The organism is Flavobacterium cupriresistens (assembly GCF_020911925.1).
GTDB lineage: Bacteria > Bacteroidota > Bacteroidia > Flavobacteriales > Flavobacteriaceae > Flavobacterium > Flavobacterium cupriresistens.
In genome coordinates, this window is the sequence record NZ_CP087134.1 from 4,916,728 (window position 1) to 4,934,872 (window position 18,145).

Genomic DNA, 18,145 nt, shown 5'->3' on the forward strand with positions numbered 1-18,145 from the left:
ATTTTATATTAGTATCTTTTTTACAGACCGTTCGTTATCTATTTCTTCCACCCATTTCACATTTTCAATATTCATTGCTAAATTCTGAATGGTAGGACGCAGGAATAATTCCTGAATATTGATCGATACATCAAATTGTTTTTGAAGAACTGATAATAGCTCTGTAGCTTTTAAACTATGTCCGCCCAATTCGAAGAAATCATCTGTTATACCTACCTTTTCCAAACCAAGTATGTCCTGCCATATGGCGGCTATTTTTGCTTCTGTTTCTGAGGTTGGTGCTACATAGTCTGAAGCTTTTATTTTGAAAATTTCCAGTTTTAAAAGTGCCGTTTTATCAACTTTACCATTAGCTGTTAAGGGTATTTCGTCTAACAACAGAGAATAGGTTGGCAACATATAACCCGGCAGTTTTTGTGACAGGCTTTTACGAATTTGCTGCATGTCAATATTCTCGCCTTTTAAATAAGCAACAATTTGTTTTTCTCCGTCATGCTCCTTGGTCAGTACTACTGCATTGCTTATAGTTTCTTCTTCTTGTAAAGCATGTTCTATTTCGCCCAGCTCTATACGGTATCCGCGAATTTTTATCTGATCGTCTTTTCGTCCCGCAAAACCTATGTTTTGATCGGGCATCCAATAGCCCAAATCTCCCGTGCGATACATGACAGTTCCGGGATCAAACGGATTTGGTACAAATTTATCCTTAGTCAGCTCAGGTTGATTCAAATAACCCACCGATAATCCCTTTCCGGAGATACAGATCTCGCCTATTAGTCCTTCTCCTTGTAGTGCTAATTCTTCTGATACGATATAAAAACGGGTGTTAGAAATAGGTTTTCCAATTGGAAGCGAATGTTCCTGCTTTTTCTCAATCCTGTAACAACTGCTATAAGTCGTATCTTCAGACGGACCGTACAGATTTCTTATCTCGATCGGATATTTGATCAGGGCATTGCTCAACGCTATCGGAATAGGTTCTCCCGCCATGTTTAATACCGAAACATTTTTTAAAGAAATCTCTCTTTCCAGTAAATTATCCACTACAGAAGGAACTGTGTTTATGAATATTTTTTGGTCGCTGTCTACATAATCGACAATGGCCAATCCGTTGGTAATGATTCTGATTTTTTTTCCGGTGCTCAGTGGATAAAACATTTCAAACACCGATAAATCAAAACAATGTGAAGTTGCTGCATAGAGAATATCAAAATCAGCAGCAGCAAATTCTTCTTTACTCCACTCTAAAAAGGCTACAGCATTATCATGGGTTAACATAACGCCTTTTGGCTTTCCTGTAGACCCCGAAGTATAGATGATATACGCTAATGAATCGGATGTTATTTTAATTTCCGGCAGTTCTGCAACCGGTATGTTTGCCTGTTCAAAATCATGCAATACTTTTTCGGTTATCGTAATTTTACAAGAACTGTCCTGTTCGATATAAGCAATTCGTTCTTCCGGATAATTTAAATCGATAGGAACGTAAGTCGCTCCGGTTTTTAATACCGCTAGCAGGGCTATAACCAACCATTCATCTCTTTTTACTTTTATACCTACAAAATCTCCCGGACGTACAGCGTATTGCTCCAACAGGTAGTGTGCCAACTGATTTGATTTTTCCGATAACGCTTTGTACGTAATCGTTTTATCTTCACACACAAGCGCAATGGCATCGGGTGTTTTACGCATTTGAGCGTTAACCAAATCTACGATAGTTCTGTTTTCTTGATAGGCTCTATTTGTCGCGTTATAAGTGTGCAGCAAACGTTTTTTTTCTTCACTAGGAACAAAGTCAATTTTGGCAATGCTATCGTTCGGTTTTTCTATCCCTTCAGAAATAAATCTTTCTAAATAATCGATCAATTTTTGAACAAAACCCTTGGTGTATATATCAGTATTGTAATTCAACGTCAGATTCAGGCTCTCTTTTCCTTCCGCGAAAGAAAAACTCAAATCAAACTGGCTTGTGTTCTTTTGTATTTTTTTATAGGGCGCTATTGTTATTTCTTCGAAAGTTTCTTCTTTAGAAAATAAATCTTGCTGATTGTGTAAAACAACCATAACATCAAAAAGTGCCGATCTTGAAAGGTCTCGTTTTAACCCCAATTCTTCTACCAGTATATCAAAAGGATAGGATTGATTCTCATACCCTTCCAGCAATACCTTCTTTTGTTTTTTTACTAAACTGCCATACGTATCGGTTACTTCAAAACGAGTTCGAATTGCCAGCGTGTTCAAGTATAATCCTATTTGATCTTCTAAATCCGGATAATCTCGTCCTGCTACCGGAGTTCCGAGAATGATATCAGTTTGTCCGCTGTATCTATAAAACAAGCCGTTTAATCCTGCCATTACTGCCATGAACAAAGTAGCTTGATGCTGTTGGCAAAAACCCTTTAATTTGGTAATAAAATCTATTGAAAAAGCATGTGAAATACTATCGCCATTATACGTTTTTACTTTTGGACGTGTGGCTGTGGTCAACAATTCCAATACCGGAAGATTACCTGCAAATTGCTCGCGCCAGTAACTTCCTGATTCGGCTAATTTTTCCTGATTTGGCGCACTGTTGTACCAATGCGCGTAATCTTTATATTGAATCGGTAAATCCGGTAACGCAATTCCTGTAGGTTGTTTTAGATGGTTGTATTGGGCTACTATTTCTCTGGATAAAATTTCCATCGACCAGCCATCTCCAACAATATGATGCAGATTAAACAAGAGTAAATGATGCGCATCGTTAAGGCTTATAATTTCTACTTTTAGCAGTGGTGCCTCGCCCAGATCAAAAGCATGGTTGACATGATCGGTTATTTTTGCTGATAACGCTTCTTCATTTAATCCATGATGCACGTCTATCGGACAAACAACGGATGCTGCAGGCAGTATATATTGGCTCAACACTCCCGATTCATCTGCTTTAAAAACCGTGCGAAGACTCTCGTGTCGGTCAATGAGTTTATCTACTGATTGTTGAAATAAGGACAGGTCTAATTTGCCTTTCAATTCTAATACATTCGCAATGTTGTAAGCCGCACTGCCTCCCTCAAATTGACTTAGCGTCCATAAACGTCTTTGTGAAGAAGTCACCGGATAGTATTCCTGCTCCGGTATTTTGCTAAATTGTGCGCTCGCAGACAGTTGCAATTTTGCTATAATTCCCAGTATAGTCGGGGATTCAAAAACATCTTTGACTTTTAATTTGTATCCTAGTTTTTCTAATTTGTTGATGAGCCTTATCACTTTCAGACTGTGTCCTCCCAAATCAAAAAAACTGGTGGTAATGCCGATTTTGGATATTCCTAAAATCTCTTCCCATAACAAAACCATTTGCGATTCCAGGTCGTTTCCGGGGGCAACATATTCGTTATTTTTTACGCCAAGATCTTCAATGGCCAATAACGCTTGTTTGTTTATTTTTCCATTAGAAGTTAAAGGAATTGTTTCCAGTTCTACATAAAACCCGGGAATCATATAATCCGGTAAACTTGTTCTTAAGCCATTTTTTAAAGCTTCAATGTTGATATTTGCACCGACTACGTAGGCAACAAGAACTTGTTCTCCGGCACGTTCTTTGGCTAGTACTACTGCCGTGGTTACGGTTTTATCTTCTTGTAGTGCCTGTTCGATCTCGCCAAGTTCTACACGGTATCCTCTAATTTTTATCTGCTGGTCTTTTCGGCCTATAAAACCGATGTTTCCGTCGGCCATCCAATAGCCCAAATCTCCTGTGCGGTACAGTAACGAATCAGAATTAAACGGATTGGAGACAAATTTCTCTCTCGTCAATTCAGGCTGATTCAAGTATCCGGCTGCTATTCCTTTTCCCGAAATACAAAGTTCACCAACAATTCCAACAGGAGTTAATTGAGTAGCACCCGACTCCATAATATATACTTGCCTGTTCACTATTGGTTTACCAATTGGAATGACTGTTTCTTTATTTGTTAGCTGATAATAGGTCGCACAAACAGTACTTTCTGTGGGGCCATAAGTATTAAATACGGCAAGTTTGTCCCATAAATTACTAACATGATCGGCTTGTAAAGTATCTCCGCCACTAATCAGTGTTCTGATCCCAAGATTGTACTGATCGTATGTATCATTCAGGTATTGCAATGCATAAGGATTCGTACTTAAAACCGTTATTTTGTGTTGTTCGCAAAGCTTGAATAAGGCATCAAAATCCCCTTTTTCGTCATGAAAAAACAAGATTCCTCCGCTACTAAGAATCGGAAATATTTCTTCTATAGACGTGTCAAAAGAAATGCTGGCTTGCTGCACTACACTATCCTGAGCCGTTAATCGAAAATGATTTTTAAACGTTAACACATAATCTACAAAAGATTCATGTGTAAGCTGAACCCCTTTCGGATTTCCGGTCGATCCCGAAGTGTAGATCACATAAGCTAAATCTTCTTGAGCAATCGTAGCAACAGGCGTCTCAGCATATTGCTCTACATTATTTTTAAACTCGTCTATGATTTGCGTATTGACAATCAGCTTACATCCGCTGTCTTCTTGTATGTACTTTTTTCGTGCTTCCGGATAGGCAGGATCTATGGGTACGTAGACCGCGCCTGCTTTTAATACGCCCAGAATCGCAATAATCATCCATGGATTTCTTTCCAGTTCAATTCCAACAAAATCACCTTTTTTTATGTTGAATTGTTGTCCAAGACAATTGGCCAGTTTAGTACTGTAGGTTTCTAATTGAGCATAACTGATTTCCTCTCCCTGGTGTACTAATGCGGTTTGATTTGGGTCTTCCTTAGCCTTTGATTGTATAAGATTTACTACCGTCAAAGAAGAATCGTAAGGCGTTAGTGCCGTATTGAACTCGTTAAGAAGTTTATTTTTTTCTACCGGAGATACAATTTCAATAGCATTTATTGCTTGTTCGGGCTTTCTCAAACCCGAACTTACAAAAGCTTCAAAGTGCTGTAACAAATTAGCTATAAAATTCTCCTGATAGATATCTGTATTGTATTCTACATTTAATGTCAGTCCTTTTTCACTTTCTACAAATACAAAACTAATATCCAGTTGGCTTACACCTCTTTCTATTTCGCTGTATTCAGTAGCTACAATCCCATCTATTTCTTTTTGATCGTTTAGTTCCAAGCCCTGATGATTTTGCAACAACACCATAATATCAAACAATGGTGATCTGCTTTGGTCTTTAGGAAGTGCTAATTGATTGACAAATGCTGTAAAAGGATATTCTTTGTTTTCGTATGCTTTGATAAGCGTCTGCTTTTGTTTCTGCATGAGTTCCAAAAAGCTGTCTTCCGTATCAAATTGTGTTCGAATTGGCAGTGCATTAGAGTATAAACCTATTTGATTCTCAATATCAGAATGTTCTCTTCCTGCCACAGTAGTACCAAGGGTTATGTCGCTCTGACCTGTATATCTGGAAAACAATCCATTAAGGCCTCCAACTAAGAGCATAAACAAAGTCATTTGTTGTTCTTTACCAAATGTGTTTAATGCTGCTAAAAACGATTTTGAAAATTCGTGTTGAAGAATATTTCCGTTATACGTTTTCATGACCGGACGTTTTCCCGGAACTAAATTTAATAGAGGGGAATTGGTTTCAAACTGTTGCTTCCAATATTCTAATTTGTTATGATATTCAGAACTTGCAAGTTTCTCATGGAGCCATTCGCTGTAGTCTTTGTATTGTATCGACAGTTCTGCCAATTGTATCTCCTGGTTATGGACTAAACTATTGTAAACCAGCATTACTTCTCTGGTTAGAATTTGCAAGGACCAGCCATCGCCTATGATATGGTGCAACACAAATAACAAAATGTGCTCTTCTTCGTTTCTTTTTAATAAAGTAGCGCTCAGCAAAAGATCTTTTTCCAGATCGAAAGCTTTTTGGTACTCTTTTTTTATTTGATTGTGAAGTTGAACTACAGAGGAATCCTCCGAAACTATGGTTTGAAGCTTAAAATTTGCTTCTTCCTTAGTCCGGATATATTGTTGTATTTCTTCTTTTTGATTTTTTCTAAAAATGGTTCGAAGTGATTCGTGTCGTGCGACTACTTTTTGAAATGCTTTTTCCAGAAGTGTCGCATTGAGTTTTCCACTTAACTTCAATGTCGAAGTGATGTTGTAAGCTTTGTTTCCTCCCAGATATTCATGGGTAAACCACATAAAATATTGCGTGGGAGTCAGCGGGTAACTTTCCATTACCTTAGCTTTAGAAATTGAAATATTCGAAGAGATCAAGCTAATCAAGTAGGCCTTGTGCTCTTTAATCTCTTCCAGCAACTCTTTTGTCAATACTCCTTTTGGAGCATTCACCTTAAGATTTCCGTCAATTATTTTCAACTGAACTCCCAAAGAAAGAAGCTTATTAATCATTTCATTTTTCATAAAAAAAACAGTTTTAATCTAGTCTTGTATTTTATTCTATTTTCCAGATCATTTTCCTTTTTTTTTCATTTACCTCATTCTTTAACTACTGCTAAAAAAATAATGGATTAGTTTCTTAATACTTCGCAAGCTTTTTCTCAACACAAGCTTTAACGGATATAAAAACGCCAATCTTTGTAAACTGCACGAGATGCAAAAAATCTAATTTTCAAAAAAAAACACACATTTACCATCCTCATTTACAGTTATGTGCCATATAAAAATCCCTTCTAGTATCTACACATAAAATACTTTAATCAAAAATATCAGTAACCAAATAATAAAAATTACGGACTTTTGATATCTAATTTACGGTCTTTTCAGTGAAGCCCCTAAAACATTAAGAATCAAACAAATAAGCGTGTTAATTTTAACTAAAAAAAATTGATTCTTTTGTAAAACATCCAAAACACTGAATTTTTACCTTAGAAAAAACTTACAAAACACGCAGTACGTTCAATCCATATTGTATTTTATAAATTATTCTATTTCCTGCAAGGCCTTTTTTTGACCCTGTTAGGTGTAAAGCATAAATTAGAATGCCTACAAGGTCAAAAAAAGACCTTGCAGGAAAACCTCGATAGTAAAAAATCAACAACTTAATAATCAAAATCAGGTTAGTATGTATTTTTTAATACGAAGCTTTAGCCAAAACTTTACTCACAAGTTTTTTTTAAAGCTTCCTGACTCAAACGCAAATAGCCGCTGGTTAAAACCAACGGCTACTCAAATTTTGACTATTTTTTATTGACGAGTTTACAAAATAATTTCGTCCTGATCCAATTCCTGCAAGACCGTATCATCTTCATTATTCTGAAGTATCGAAAAGTGCAACAAAGCAGATAAATCCCGAATGTTTAAAGTTTCGTAAAGATTAGCGATTGAAAATACTGTATTATAGGTCTTATTTATTTTATTGATTAAAACAACGGCTTGTAAACTATTGCCTCCTAATTCGAAGAAATTATCTTCGGTTCCTATAATTGCCGCATCAATTTTCAGCACCTCAGCCCAAATCGTGACCAAGGTTTTTTCTATGTCATTTTTCGGCGCTACATAAGGAACGGTTTTTAAATCCGATACCTCAGGGTTTGGCAATGCTTTTCGTTCTATTTTTCCGGTTCTCGTTAATGGAAATTCTTCCATGGTTATATAGATCGTCGGAATCATATATTTAGGTAATATTTGTCCTAAAAGCATTTTAATTTTTGTTACTTCTAAAGCTTCGGTTACCTTTATATAGGCCGTTATGTGGTTATTTCCATTTAATTCTTTAAGTAAAACCACGGCCTCTTTTATCCACTCAATTTGTTCTAATTGATATTCTATTTCAGACAGCTCTATGCGAAATCCGTTGATTTTTACCTGAGAATCTTTGCGTTGCAAAAACTCAATTTCACCGGTAGGGAGCATCTTTCCGATATCACCTGATTTATAAATTCTACCTTCTCCTGTAGCGGGGTCTGTTGTAAAAACCTGCGCAGTTAATTCCTCTCTGTTTAGGTAGCCCAATGAAAGGAAGTCGCTTTTGAAAACAATTTCTCCCGTTTGATAAACTCCTCTTCGCTGGTTGTTTTCTCCCAATAAAAAGAGCTCCGTTTCCTCAACCGATTTGCCCAGAGGCACATTACTTCTCGTTAATTTTGAGGCATGTTTTAAGAATTTTTGAGCCACAATAGTAGATTCCGTCGGCCCATAATCGTTTACTAAAAAAGCACCTTCAAGGAAATGTTTTTTAAATAAATCCAAATCGGGCTTATGACATGATTCTCCTCCCAAATCTATTAATCGCACTGTTGGTAAGACTTTGTCCTCTTCCAGTCCTTTTAAAAAATTCCTGTAGATCGTGGGTACCATATGTATAATTGTGATATTCTGCGTAAATAACCAGTCTGAAAGCGGGTCAAGACCATTTTCAACAATATCGTAAATACTCACGGTAGCGCCGTTTAAAATCGCACCATAAATATCTTTTACAGAAGCATCGAAAGTATAAGTAGAGAAAACACTTAGGTTGTCTTTTATGGCAATGCGAACATTATTGGTATATACTCTGATAAAATGAAGTACATTTCTTTGATTTTGTAAAACTCCTTTTGGCATGCCCGTAGAACCGGAAGTGTACAAAACATAAGCCTCTGCTGAAGCACTTATACTGTTATTTGGATTTGAAATTTCGGGAAGAGTATAATTTTCAGATATCGTTATAATAGCTAACTCTGGTACTTCCTGCTCCAACTGTCGGGCTTTCTCTATAGTGGTTGCATTACAGACCAAAAGCGTACAACCTGAATCTTCAATAAGGTACTGAATTCTGCTCAAAGGACTGTTCGCATCTATGGGCACATAGGCATAGCCTGCTTTGAGCACTCCCAACATTCCTATTACGCAGGTTTCATTATGGTTTAAAAGCAAGGCTACTCGTCGTGTCTGCGGATTGGCTTTTTTATTGATTTCTAATGCCAAATAATTGGCGCAATTATTCAGCGTTTTGTAAGTAAGTACTGTTTGATTCGCAAATACAGCGGAATGATCGGGAAATTTGGCTACCTGTTTTTCAAATCGCTGTGTGATACTTTGTTCAATTTCACTCGCTTCAAAATAGTCAAAATCATTGGTCGGTTTTAAATCGTCTTCCTCAAAAATATAGTCTTCAAATATTTGTATGTCCTGTACTGCTTTTTTGTCATCGACCACCACCTGATCTATGATTGACAAATAGGCGTCTATCCAATACGTTATGGTTTCTTTTTTAAAGAGTTCCTGATCGTATACGCAGTTGATACTATATCCGTTTGTAAAGCTTTTTATGTAACATTCCATATCAAACTTTGGAGTTGCTTCCAATAGTTCGTGATTTGGACTAAAATCGGCTATCCTTTCCAACGGTTTTGTATCAAAATCAACCATATTCAAAAACACGGGACTTAGCGGAAAACCATTGTCATTTTGGGGTGCCTCTATGAGCTCCAATAACTGTTCAAAAGGATAGTTCTGATGTGCCAGAGCGTTTATTAAAGTTTCATTAACGCGTTGCAACCAGGTTTCAAAAGACTCACTATCATTTATTTTATCCCGCAGCATGAGCGTATTTATAAAACAACCCACTACCTCTTTTAATTGGTAATGATTTCGGTTGGCCACCGGAATCCCAAGTGTAATATCTTCTTCGGAAGTGAGTCTGAACAATAGGATCTTTAGCGTAGCCACAAAAATTGCGAAAACACTGGTCTTTTTTTCTCCCGATAGTTTTTCTATTTTTTTCTTCTGTTCTTCTGAAATGTAAACGGTATAAGAAGAAGAGGTTCCGTAGTTCGTTTTTACTTTTGCCGTGTAGTCTGTTGGCAATTGCAAATACGATAATTGTCCGGCAAACTGTTCTTTCCAGTACTTTTCTGAAACACTAACATCCGACGACTGCAATACCTTATTTTGCCAATGGGCATATTCTTTATATTGTATAGCCAATTCGGGAAGTTCAGCAGGTTTGCCGAGTATGGTGGCCGTATAAATATCCATTAAATCTCTGGATATAATTCCCATAGACCAGCCGTCGCTTATACTATGATGGATGTTAAAATACAAACGGTGAGCCTGGCCTTCTTTTAAAATAGCGACTTTAAACAAAACATCTGCTTCGAGATCAAATTCCTGTTCGAATACCTCTTTTTTAGCATCCAATTCCGATTCGAAGCACTGGATTTCTACTGATAAATGCGATCGGATTTTTTGTTTTGGAATTCCGGCCTCTTCTACAAATACACTTCTTAAAATCTCATGACGTTCTAAAAGAAGATCAAAAGCGGTTTTAAAAGCGGTTAGATCAAAGTTATCCGGTAATTGCAGTGTACTGTATATATTAAACTCTCTTGATTTTCCTTTGATTTTATAAAGCAACCAATAGCGCATTTGCGATGGAGACAATTCATAATATTCCTGAGAAGGCAATTTATCAATCTCATATACGTCTGGAGCTAACTCATTTAAAAGAGCGGCATGGCTTCTCAGACTGGTATTGGCATAAAGCGTTTTTAGCGGAATCGCTATTTTGAATGTCTTTTGATATTCGCTTACTAATTTTGTTAGGAGTAAACTATGTCCTCCAAGTTCAAAAAAATCGTCGGTGCTTCCTATGATTTCATGTCCTAAAAGTTCTTGCCAGATTACGGCAATTTTTACCTCGGTTTCGTTAACCGGTGCCACGTATTCTTTTTTCAGAACATCGGCTTCGGTGATTGCAGGCAGCTTGGCAAGGTCAATTTTTCCGTTTGCATTTAAGGGCACTGTTTCTAATGCAATATAATACGCCGGCACCATATAATCGGCTAACTGTTCTTTTAAATAGGCTCTAAGTGCTTTTCTGTCTATAGCCACCGTTGCGGTATAATACGCTATAATGGTCTGTTCATTGTTGATTTCTTTGGCCAGAACCAGGGCAGTAGAAATTGCAGGTTCATAGCTTCTGATCACATGTTCTATTTCTGCCAATTCAACCCTGTTGCCTCGTATTTTTACCTGATTGTCTTTTCTCTCTATAAATTCAAGATTTCCATCGGGCAACCATCGGGCTAAATCTCCCGTTTTGTATAATTTTTCTGTTGCTGCAAATGGGTTTTGAATAAATTTTTCAGCCGTAAGCTCCGGTTGATGCAAATACCCTTTTGAAAGTCCGATTCCTGAAATACACAATTCTCCGATAACGCCAATTGGCTGCAATTTTAAATTTTCAGACAGTATGTAAACCTTTGTATTTGCGATAGGTTTTCCGATCGATACTTTTTCTTTTGTGCTTTCTTTACAATCGTAATAGGTTGTTACGACCGTGTTTTCTGTTGGTCCGTAATTATTATATACTTGTAAAGAAGTATCCACTGCATAATTTAAACTCTCTCCTCCTGTAAGTATCGTAGTCGATACGGCCAAACTGTTATCTGCCATGATATCCTGACATATTTTTGAAGGCAAATACGCATGAGTAATCTCGTTTTCTTTCAAAAAAGAAGTCAACAATTTGGTTTGCAGACGTACTTCTTCGTTTTCAATAGGGTAAAGTGTGGCACCTGATAGCAGATACGGATAGATTTCCCAAACCGATGCATCAAAGGCAACTCCGGAAAACAAAGTCCCTTTACTGGATGCTGTAACGGTATAGACTTCTTTGTGCCAAAAACACAGATTAACCAATCCCTGATGTGCAATCATCACGCCTTTTGGTTTTCCGGTAGATCCCGAAGTATAAATTACATAGGCCAAGTCTGTACTTTCAGTTTTTACATCGGGTTGAACGTCGGACAATTGTTTTTCATTATAAAAAACATCAAAAAAAGCAGTGTCTATCACTACTTTGCCCGCAACATCATCTATAATATCTTTAATTCTGTTCTCGGGATAATTCTTGTCTATAGGCACATATGCAGCACCAGTTTTTAGTATGGCCAACAAGGAAACCACTAAGTGTTCGTTTCTTTCTAATAAAACTGCTACCAGATCATGCGGAACAATTTGATAGTTCTCAATCAGGTAATTCGCCAATTTATTCGATCTTTTATCCAGTTCGGCATAACTCAAAGACTGATTTTCTGATCGGACAGCGATATGATCCGGCGTTTTTTCTACTTGCTCTAAAAACAAATGGATTATGGTTTTCTCCGTATCAAAAGTGGCATCAGTATCGTTGAATACCTGTAGTAAAGTTTCTTTTTCATTTTCGGAAACCAAATCTATTTCTCCCACTACCATTTCGGGGCTCTTTATCACCTGAACAAACAAATTCTCCAAATGTTGCGACAATCCTTTGATGAAATTCTCTGTATAAAGGTCTGTATTGTATAGTATTTCTAAAGTAAGTTCCTCTTTTTCTGTAAAAGTAAATACAATATCAAAAGGGGCAATTGCTCTGTTAATTTCGAACTCTTCGATCGTTACCGTAGAAGAATCGGAGTGCTTAAAGTTAGCTAATTGCTGTTGGTTTTGCAGTACGACCATCACATCAAACAAAGGGGATCTTGTAGTGTCTCTTGCTATTTTTAATTCTTCAACCAAGGCATCAAATGGAAAATTCTGATGCTCATAAGCTTCCAAAAGTAGTTTTCCTTCTCTTTGAAGTAAGGTCGAAAATCCTTCGTTTTGATTTATCGAATTTCGTATGGCCAGCGTATTGGTAAACAACCCAATTTGATCTTCTAAATCAGGATGCTCCCGCCCTGCTATTGGCGTTCCGATGATAATGTCGTCTTGATTGCTATATCGGGATAATACTGCTTTTATACCCGCCATTAACACTGTAAATAGCGTTACCTGATAATTTTTGGAAAGGTTTTTTAGCTCAGTAAGTACTTCTGCCGTTAAAACATGATACAACTGACTTCCTCCATACGTTTTTACTGCCGGACGGTTCGCATAAACCGGTAATTGAAGTACCGGAACGGTGTCTTCAAATTGTTTAAGCCAATACGATCGGGCGGTCTGATAGCTTTCTTTTTTCTGTTCCTCCAACAACCATACGGCATAATCTTTAAATTGAACAGCTTCCTGAGACCATTTGATTGCCTCTCCGGTATGCAAAGCATCATAACAGGCTAAAACCTGTGCTGTCAATACTTCCAATGACCATCCATCGCTTATCAGGTGATGCATTGATAAATAAAACACAAAATTATCCGGTGTAGTTTTCAATAAAGAAGCACTGAATAAAGGAGTTTTCGTCAGATCATAGGAGTTTTTACTTTTTCCTTCAATATAATGCTTTACCTCATCGTAAGGCGATTGCTGATGAGAAAAATCTTTAGTGTCTATGGCAAAATGAAATTCTTCTTTGGGCAGAATGTATTGATTTACCGCTCCGTTTTGATCTTTCATAAAAAAAGTCCTCAGAATTTCGTGATGCGCTACAACTTGATTAAAGGCTTCAATAAATTTATCTTGGTTAACAGCTCCTTTTAGCACCACCGCTCCTGAAATCTCATAGGCATCATTCCCACCGTCGAGTTGACTTAACAACCACAATCGGTTTTGTGAATGTGTCAATGGATAGGATTCTGAAAAAGCAGCCAAAGGAATTGGCAAATATTCTTTATTTTTTAATACTTTTTTTAACTCGGAGAGGGTTGGATTGGTATAAAACAGTTTATACGGAACACTCTTCTCCAGTTTTTTGTAGATGGCATTAATAATTTGCGAAATCATTAAACTATGGCCTCCCATTTCAAAAAAATGATCGTTCATACCAATAGGCGTTACTCCTAAGGCTTGTTCCCAAATCTCAACTAGTGTTTTTTCAAGAACATCAGCCGCAGCTACATATTCTCTTTTTACGATTGCCGTTTCCGTAATTTCTGAAAGCGCTTTTTTATCTACTTTACCATTTGGAGTCAACGGAATTGTCTCTAGTTTAATAAAATAAGCAGGAATCATATATCCCGGGAGGAGTTTTTCTAAATGTCCCCTTAAAACTGTTTTATCGATAAACTCGTTTTCTACATAATAGCCTACTAAAACATCTTCCCCTTTACGCTCTTTAACCGCCACAACGGCTTGCAGTATGTTTTCTGAAAACGAAGAAATGGCGTTCTCAATTTCACCAAGTTCAATACGATACCCTCTGAGTTTTATTTGATGGTCTTTTCTTCCCAAGAAAATCAGATTCCCGTCAGGCCCCCATTTTGCCAAATCACCGGTATCGTACATCTTGACCCCTTCCTCAAAAGGATTTTCTATAAATTTGGCCGAAGTTAGTTCGGGTTGATTGAGGTAGCCTTTTGTCACACCGTCTCCCGAAAGATATAATTTTCCAACAATACCAGCCGGTACCAGTTGTAAAGCTTCATCTAAAATATAAGCTTGTGTATTGCTAATGGGTTTACCAATAGGAATGGTCGTGTAGTTTTTTTCTGAAGATAACTTGTAACAAGTGCTATAAGTTGTATCTTCCGAAGGGCCGTATAAGTTTCTTATTTCGGCATTCGTTAGCAACAACTTTTTTGCAATATCTACCGGAAAGGGTTCTCCCGCAAGATTAATTACACTCACGTTTTTGAGGCTAAAACCTTCCTCTAAAACCTTTCGAATACTTGAAGGTACTGTATTTAATAAAATCTTCTGATCCTTGGCCAATTCTGCGCCAATCTCTAAAGCATTATTTAGTATTTTGATTTTTTTTCCAACAGAAAGTGTGTAAAACATCTCATAAACGGAAAGATCAAAACAATGTGATGTGGCGGCATACACTACATCAAAACTATCTGTGTCAAACTCTCTTTGTGCCCAATCAATCAAGGCTACAGCATTTTGATGTGTGATCATCACGCCTTTAGGGTTTCCGGTAGTTCCCGAAGTGTATATAATGTACGCCAACTCCGCTGATTTTCGGTTCGCAGACTGATTTTCTTTGGAGTAGTTGTTCTGTTTCTTCTCAAAATCATTATAAAGAACAGCATCAACAACGAGCTTGCAATTACTGTCTTTTTCAATGAAGGCAATTCTTTCCTCCGGATAATTGACATCTACGGGTACGTAGGTAGCCCCCGCCTTTAGAACCGCTAATAGAGTTATCAGTAGTTTTTCGCTTCTCTCCATTTTAACCCCGACAAAATCACCTGCTGCAATAGCATACTCCTTAATCAGCCAATCCGAAACCTGATTGGCCTGCTCATTAAGCGACTCATAGGTAAGTACGGTTTCTTTACAAACAACGGCAATATGCTGCGGTGTTTTCTGTACTTGTTTTTCTACTATTTCAGCTAATGACAGAGTCGTATCATAGTTCCTTTTTGTCGCATTAAAAGTATGCAACAGCAATTCTTTTTCTTCATTCAAAACTAAAGGCAGCTTAGAAATTGAAGTAGTAATATTGCCTTCTAATCCTGCTAATAGGTTTTTAAAATTTGCTAAAAAATGTCCGGCGAGAGCACTTTCCACAAATTTATCCGAATGATGTAATGCCATTCTAAAATCTTTATTTTCCAGTTTTTCGATTTGAAAGGACCAGCCGCAGTACAATATTTGCTGTTCTTTTTCTGCTCCATAATTAAACTGAAAAGGAATAGCATTTACATTCGATGTCATGGCAATACTATGCTCTTCGTAATAGTTTGTATGTTTATAAACGTCTTGAACTTCTTCTTTTGCTTCCTGTATAAATTCCTTTACCGTTTTTTGAGCTATGGCTTGAAATACATAAAATGACACTGCTTTTTCAGCATTCAAAAACATGTTAGAGGACACAAAATTAGACTCTTCAAAATACCTTTGAAGCAACATATTATAAAGGGCGATCAACACTGTAAATTCTACAATAGTATTTTCAGCCGTTAATTTATAGAAGTAAGAAAGTTCAGAAGCCGAAACGGTACTAAAATCTGTTGAAGAGTTTTCCGGAAAATTTTCTTTAGAATAAGTAAGTTTACTGATTTTTTTATTCCAATAGTCTTTACCAATTTTGTGATTAATGTGATCCATTTTTAGTGTAATTCTTTTATACCATTAGTTTATTTAACAAGGAGTTAACTAGGCTAATCACTGTTGTCTTTTGTTACCAAGAAGCTATATAACAAATGATCTGAAGCCTGTAATCTACTTTTATGTTCTTGCAATTCAGGTCACAACGCAGATCGCATAATTGACCCTAAGCGAAAATAAAAGCTACACTCCACTAAAAATTACGGACTTTCGGTATAAAAATTACGGGCAGCTATTCGCAACAGAAAAACAACTAATAAAGGGATTCACAAACACCTAAACTTTGATCTGTTTTGCCAAGCGAAGCTTTCAAGTCTGCTCACATTCTTTGCGGTCAAACGGTTTTTAAGCTGAATATTCATTTTTCTTAAACTCCAAAAATAAAAAAGGTACAGTCAAATATTTTGCTGTACCTTTTACTTATCCTTACGATTATTCTTATTTTTTTTTATTTTCAGTGCTCGTTCCTACTGAAAATCATATTTACAAAACACGGGAGATTTTTTAATAATCCCAATTGTATTCACTAACCATTAATTCCGGTTTTTTATTGGAATATTTGATGGCTATTGAATCTCCTTCTTCTTTATTTAATTTTTTCCCCATTCCATCAGATTCCTCATATACTTTTCCATTGACAACGTATTTAATCCTCACTGCTTTTCCTTTATACAAAGACATTTTAGTAATTATTCCTTTTGAAGTGGTATAATCCTCTTTAACATATTGAATTTCATCCGTTTTTTCATCAATAAGATAAATACAAAGCCATACAAAAAAAGCTATAATACCAAGTAATACACCTGCTAATTTAAAGTACTCTTTGGTGGTTGGCTTGGTTGGTGTTTTTTTATCATTAGTATAAGTATTCATTTTATCTTTTATTTTCATCCTAAAAGTTTAATAAAACAAAGGATTCCCAATAAAGAGATACCCAAAAACCTTAATTAAAAAACTTATTCTTTTATTTGTTTGGGTCTGTTAATACTTGGAAAAGATTCCAAATACTCTACCTCAATTTTATTACCGATTTTATAGCCTCTCTTTTTGGAATCTCCGTTATATAATTTCCCATTCGCAGAAAACGCATATGAATAGGTAAACATCTGAGTTATGACTCCCTTACCTTGAATGTTTTTTTCATTAATAATTGTTGCCTCTTTTACAACGGCATACTTATCCAATAAAGAATTATAAACGGGCCATTTAAATATACTAAAGCACAAGTAAAGAATTGGACTTAATGCAATTAGTAAATACATCCTCTTTTTTAGTTTTACTAAAAAACTGTTCTTTTTCTTATTATTCATTTGTTTTGTCTTTTGCATCATTAACAGGATGTAATACAAGAAGTGCTTCCCAAATGATCAGAATGTCCGGCTACATCTGCCAGTGCATTAAAAACAGCATTTCCAAGCCAGCCTTCCCAAATAAACCTATTTAGAACAAGAGATTTTTATGTTCACGATCGGGACGTTCGCGTCAGCGAGAGACTATATTCTGTCAAACGACTTCCTTCTCGAGATTACTTTTGTATGATATTCCAACCCTCAAGGATGTAAGTATCGCAAATGCCCTCCTTACCCTCTAGTACAAGATAATATTTCTTAAATTTACCTTGATCTTTAATGATTTCCATTATCGGTTTAAAACCGTATAAAACATTAGTTCTACCTCTAAATTTATAAAATATAGTTCTATTCTTTGAATAAGTAGAAATACCCGTTATTTCACATTTTTCCAGGCTTATAGTATTTTTTTTCGAACTGTAAATAGTATAATAATTGAATGGAATTAGAATTACTCCAGAAACAAAGTAAGCAATTACCGCTATTTTAAGTATGTTTATTCCTAAAAACAAAAATTTGTCTTTTTTTTCAATCCTAACATAATCTTCTTGTATTTTTCGAAATTGCAGAATAGTACAAATAACTAACACAATTGTAAATACAGTAAACATTAGCCAATAAGGAAAATTTAAAATAATATCTTTTGATTTTATAAATAAAAAATAAACCAATACAAACCCTATTAGTTTCATCCAATCTATAGCACTTAATTTATTACTTTTTTTTACATCTTTACGTTTCATTTATTCTGCATTTTAGGATCAATATTAAGCCAAAGACTCGCTTTGGAATCATAATATCTCGAACCATAATAACTCAGATTTGTCTCCCTATCCAACTCTTTCCCATTAAACAAATAAGAAGAAGAAAAAGATGATGAATGTTCCTCAAATAATCCGTGTGAAAATAAAAAA

5 protein-coding genes and 1 pseudogene are annotated in these 18,145 nt (G+C 36.2%); all 6 read right to left on the reverse strand.

The annotated features are described in order from the left end of the window. Positions 1-3: 3 nt before the first annotated feature. A complete protein-coding gene (locus LNP23_RS19495) occupies positions 4-6,387 on the reverse strand; it encodes a non-ribosomal peptide synthetase (RefSeq protein ID WP_230002499.1) in 6,384 nt (2,127 codons plus the stop codon). Positions 6,388-7,182: 795 nt separating this feature from the next. Beyond that, positions 7,183-15,882 carry a non-ribosomal peptide synthetase gene (locus LNP23_RS19500; RefSeq protein WP_230002500.1) on the reverse strand — a complete coding sequence of 2,900 codons (8,700 nt, stop codon included), beginning with the start codon at positions 15,880-15,882 and terminating at the stop codon, positions 7,183-7,185. Positions 15,883-16,386: 504 nt separating this feature from the next. Beyond that, a complete protein-coding gene (locus LNP23_RS19505; protein WP_230002501.1) occupies positions 16,387-16,773 on the reverse strand; it encodes a hypothetical protein in 387 nt (128 codons plus the stop codon). A 65-nt stretch (positions 16,774-16,838) separates the two neighbouring features. After that, positions 16,839-17,144: a hypothetical protein gene (locus LNP23_RS19510; RefSeq protein WP_230002502.1), complete on the reverse strand. Its 306-nt coding sequence runs from the start codon at positions 17,142-17,144 to the stop codon at positions 16,839-16,841. Positions 17,145-17,407: 263 nt separating this feature from the next. Then, positions 17,408-17,974, reverse strand: coding sequence for a hypothetical protein (locus tag LNP23_RS19515; RefSeq protein WP_230002503.1), 567 nt, complete (start codon positions 17,972-17,974; stop codon positions 17,408-17,410). Then, positions 17,971-18,099: pseudogene (locus LNP23_RS19520) on the reverse strand (RHS repeat-associated core domain-containing protein); the annotation flags it as partial. The pseudogene LNP23_RS19520 and the gene LNP23_RS19515, both read right to left, overlap by 4 nt. Positions 18,100-18,145: the final 46 nt, after the last annotated feature.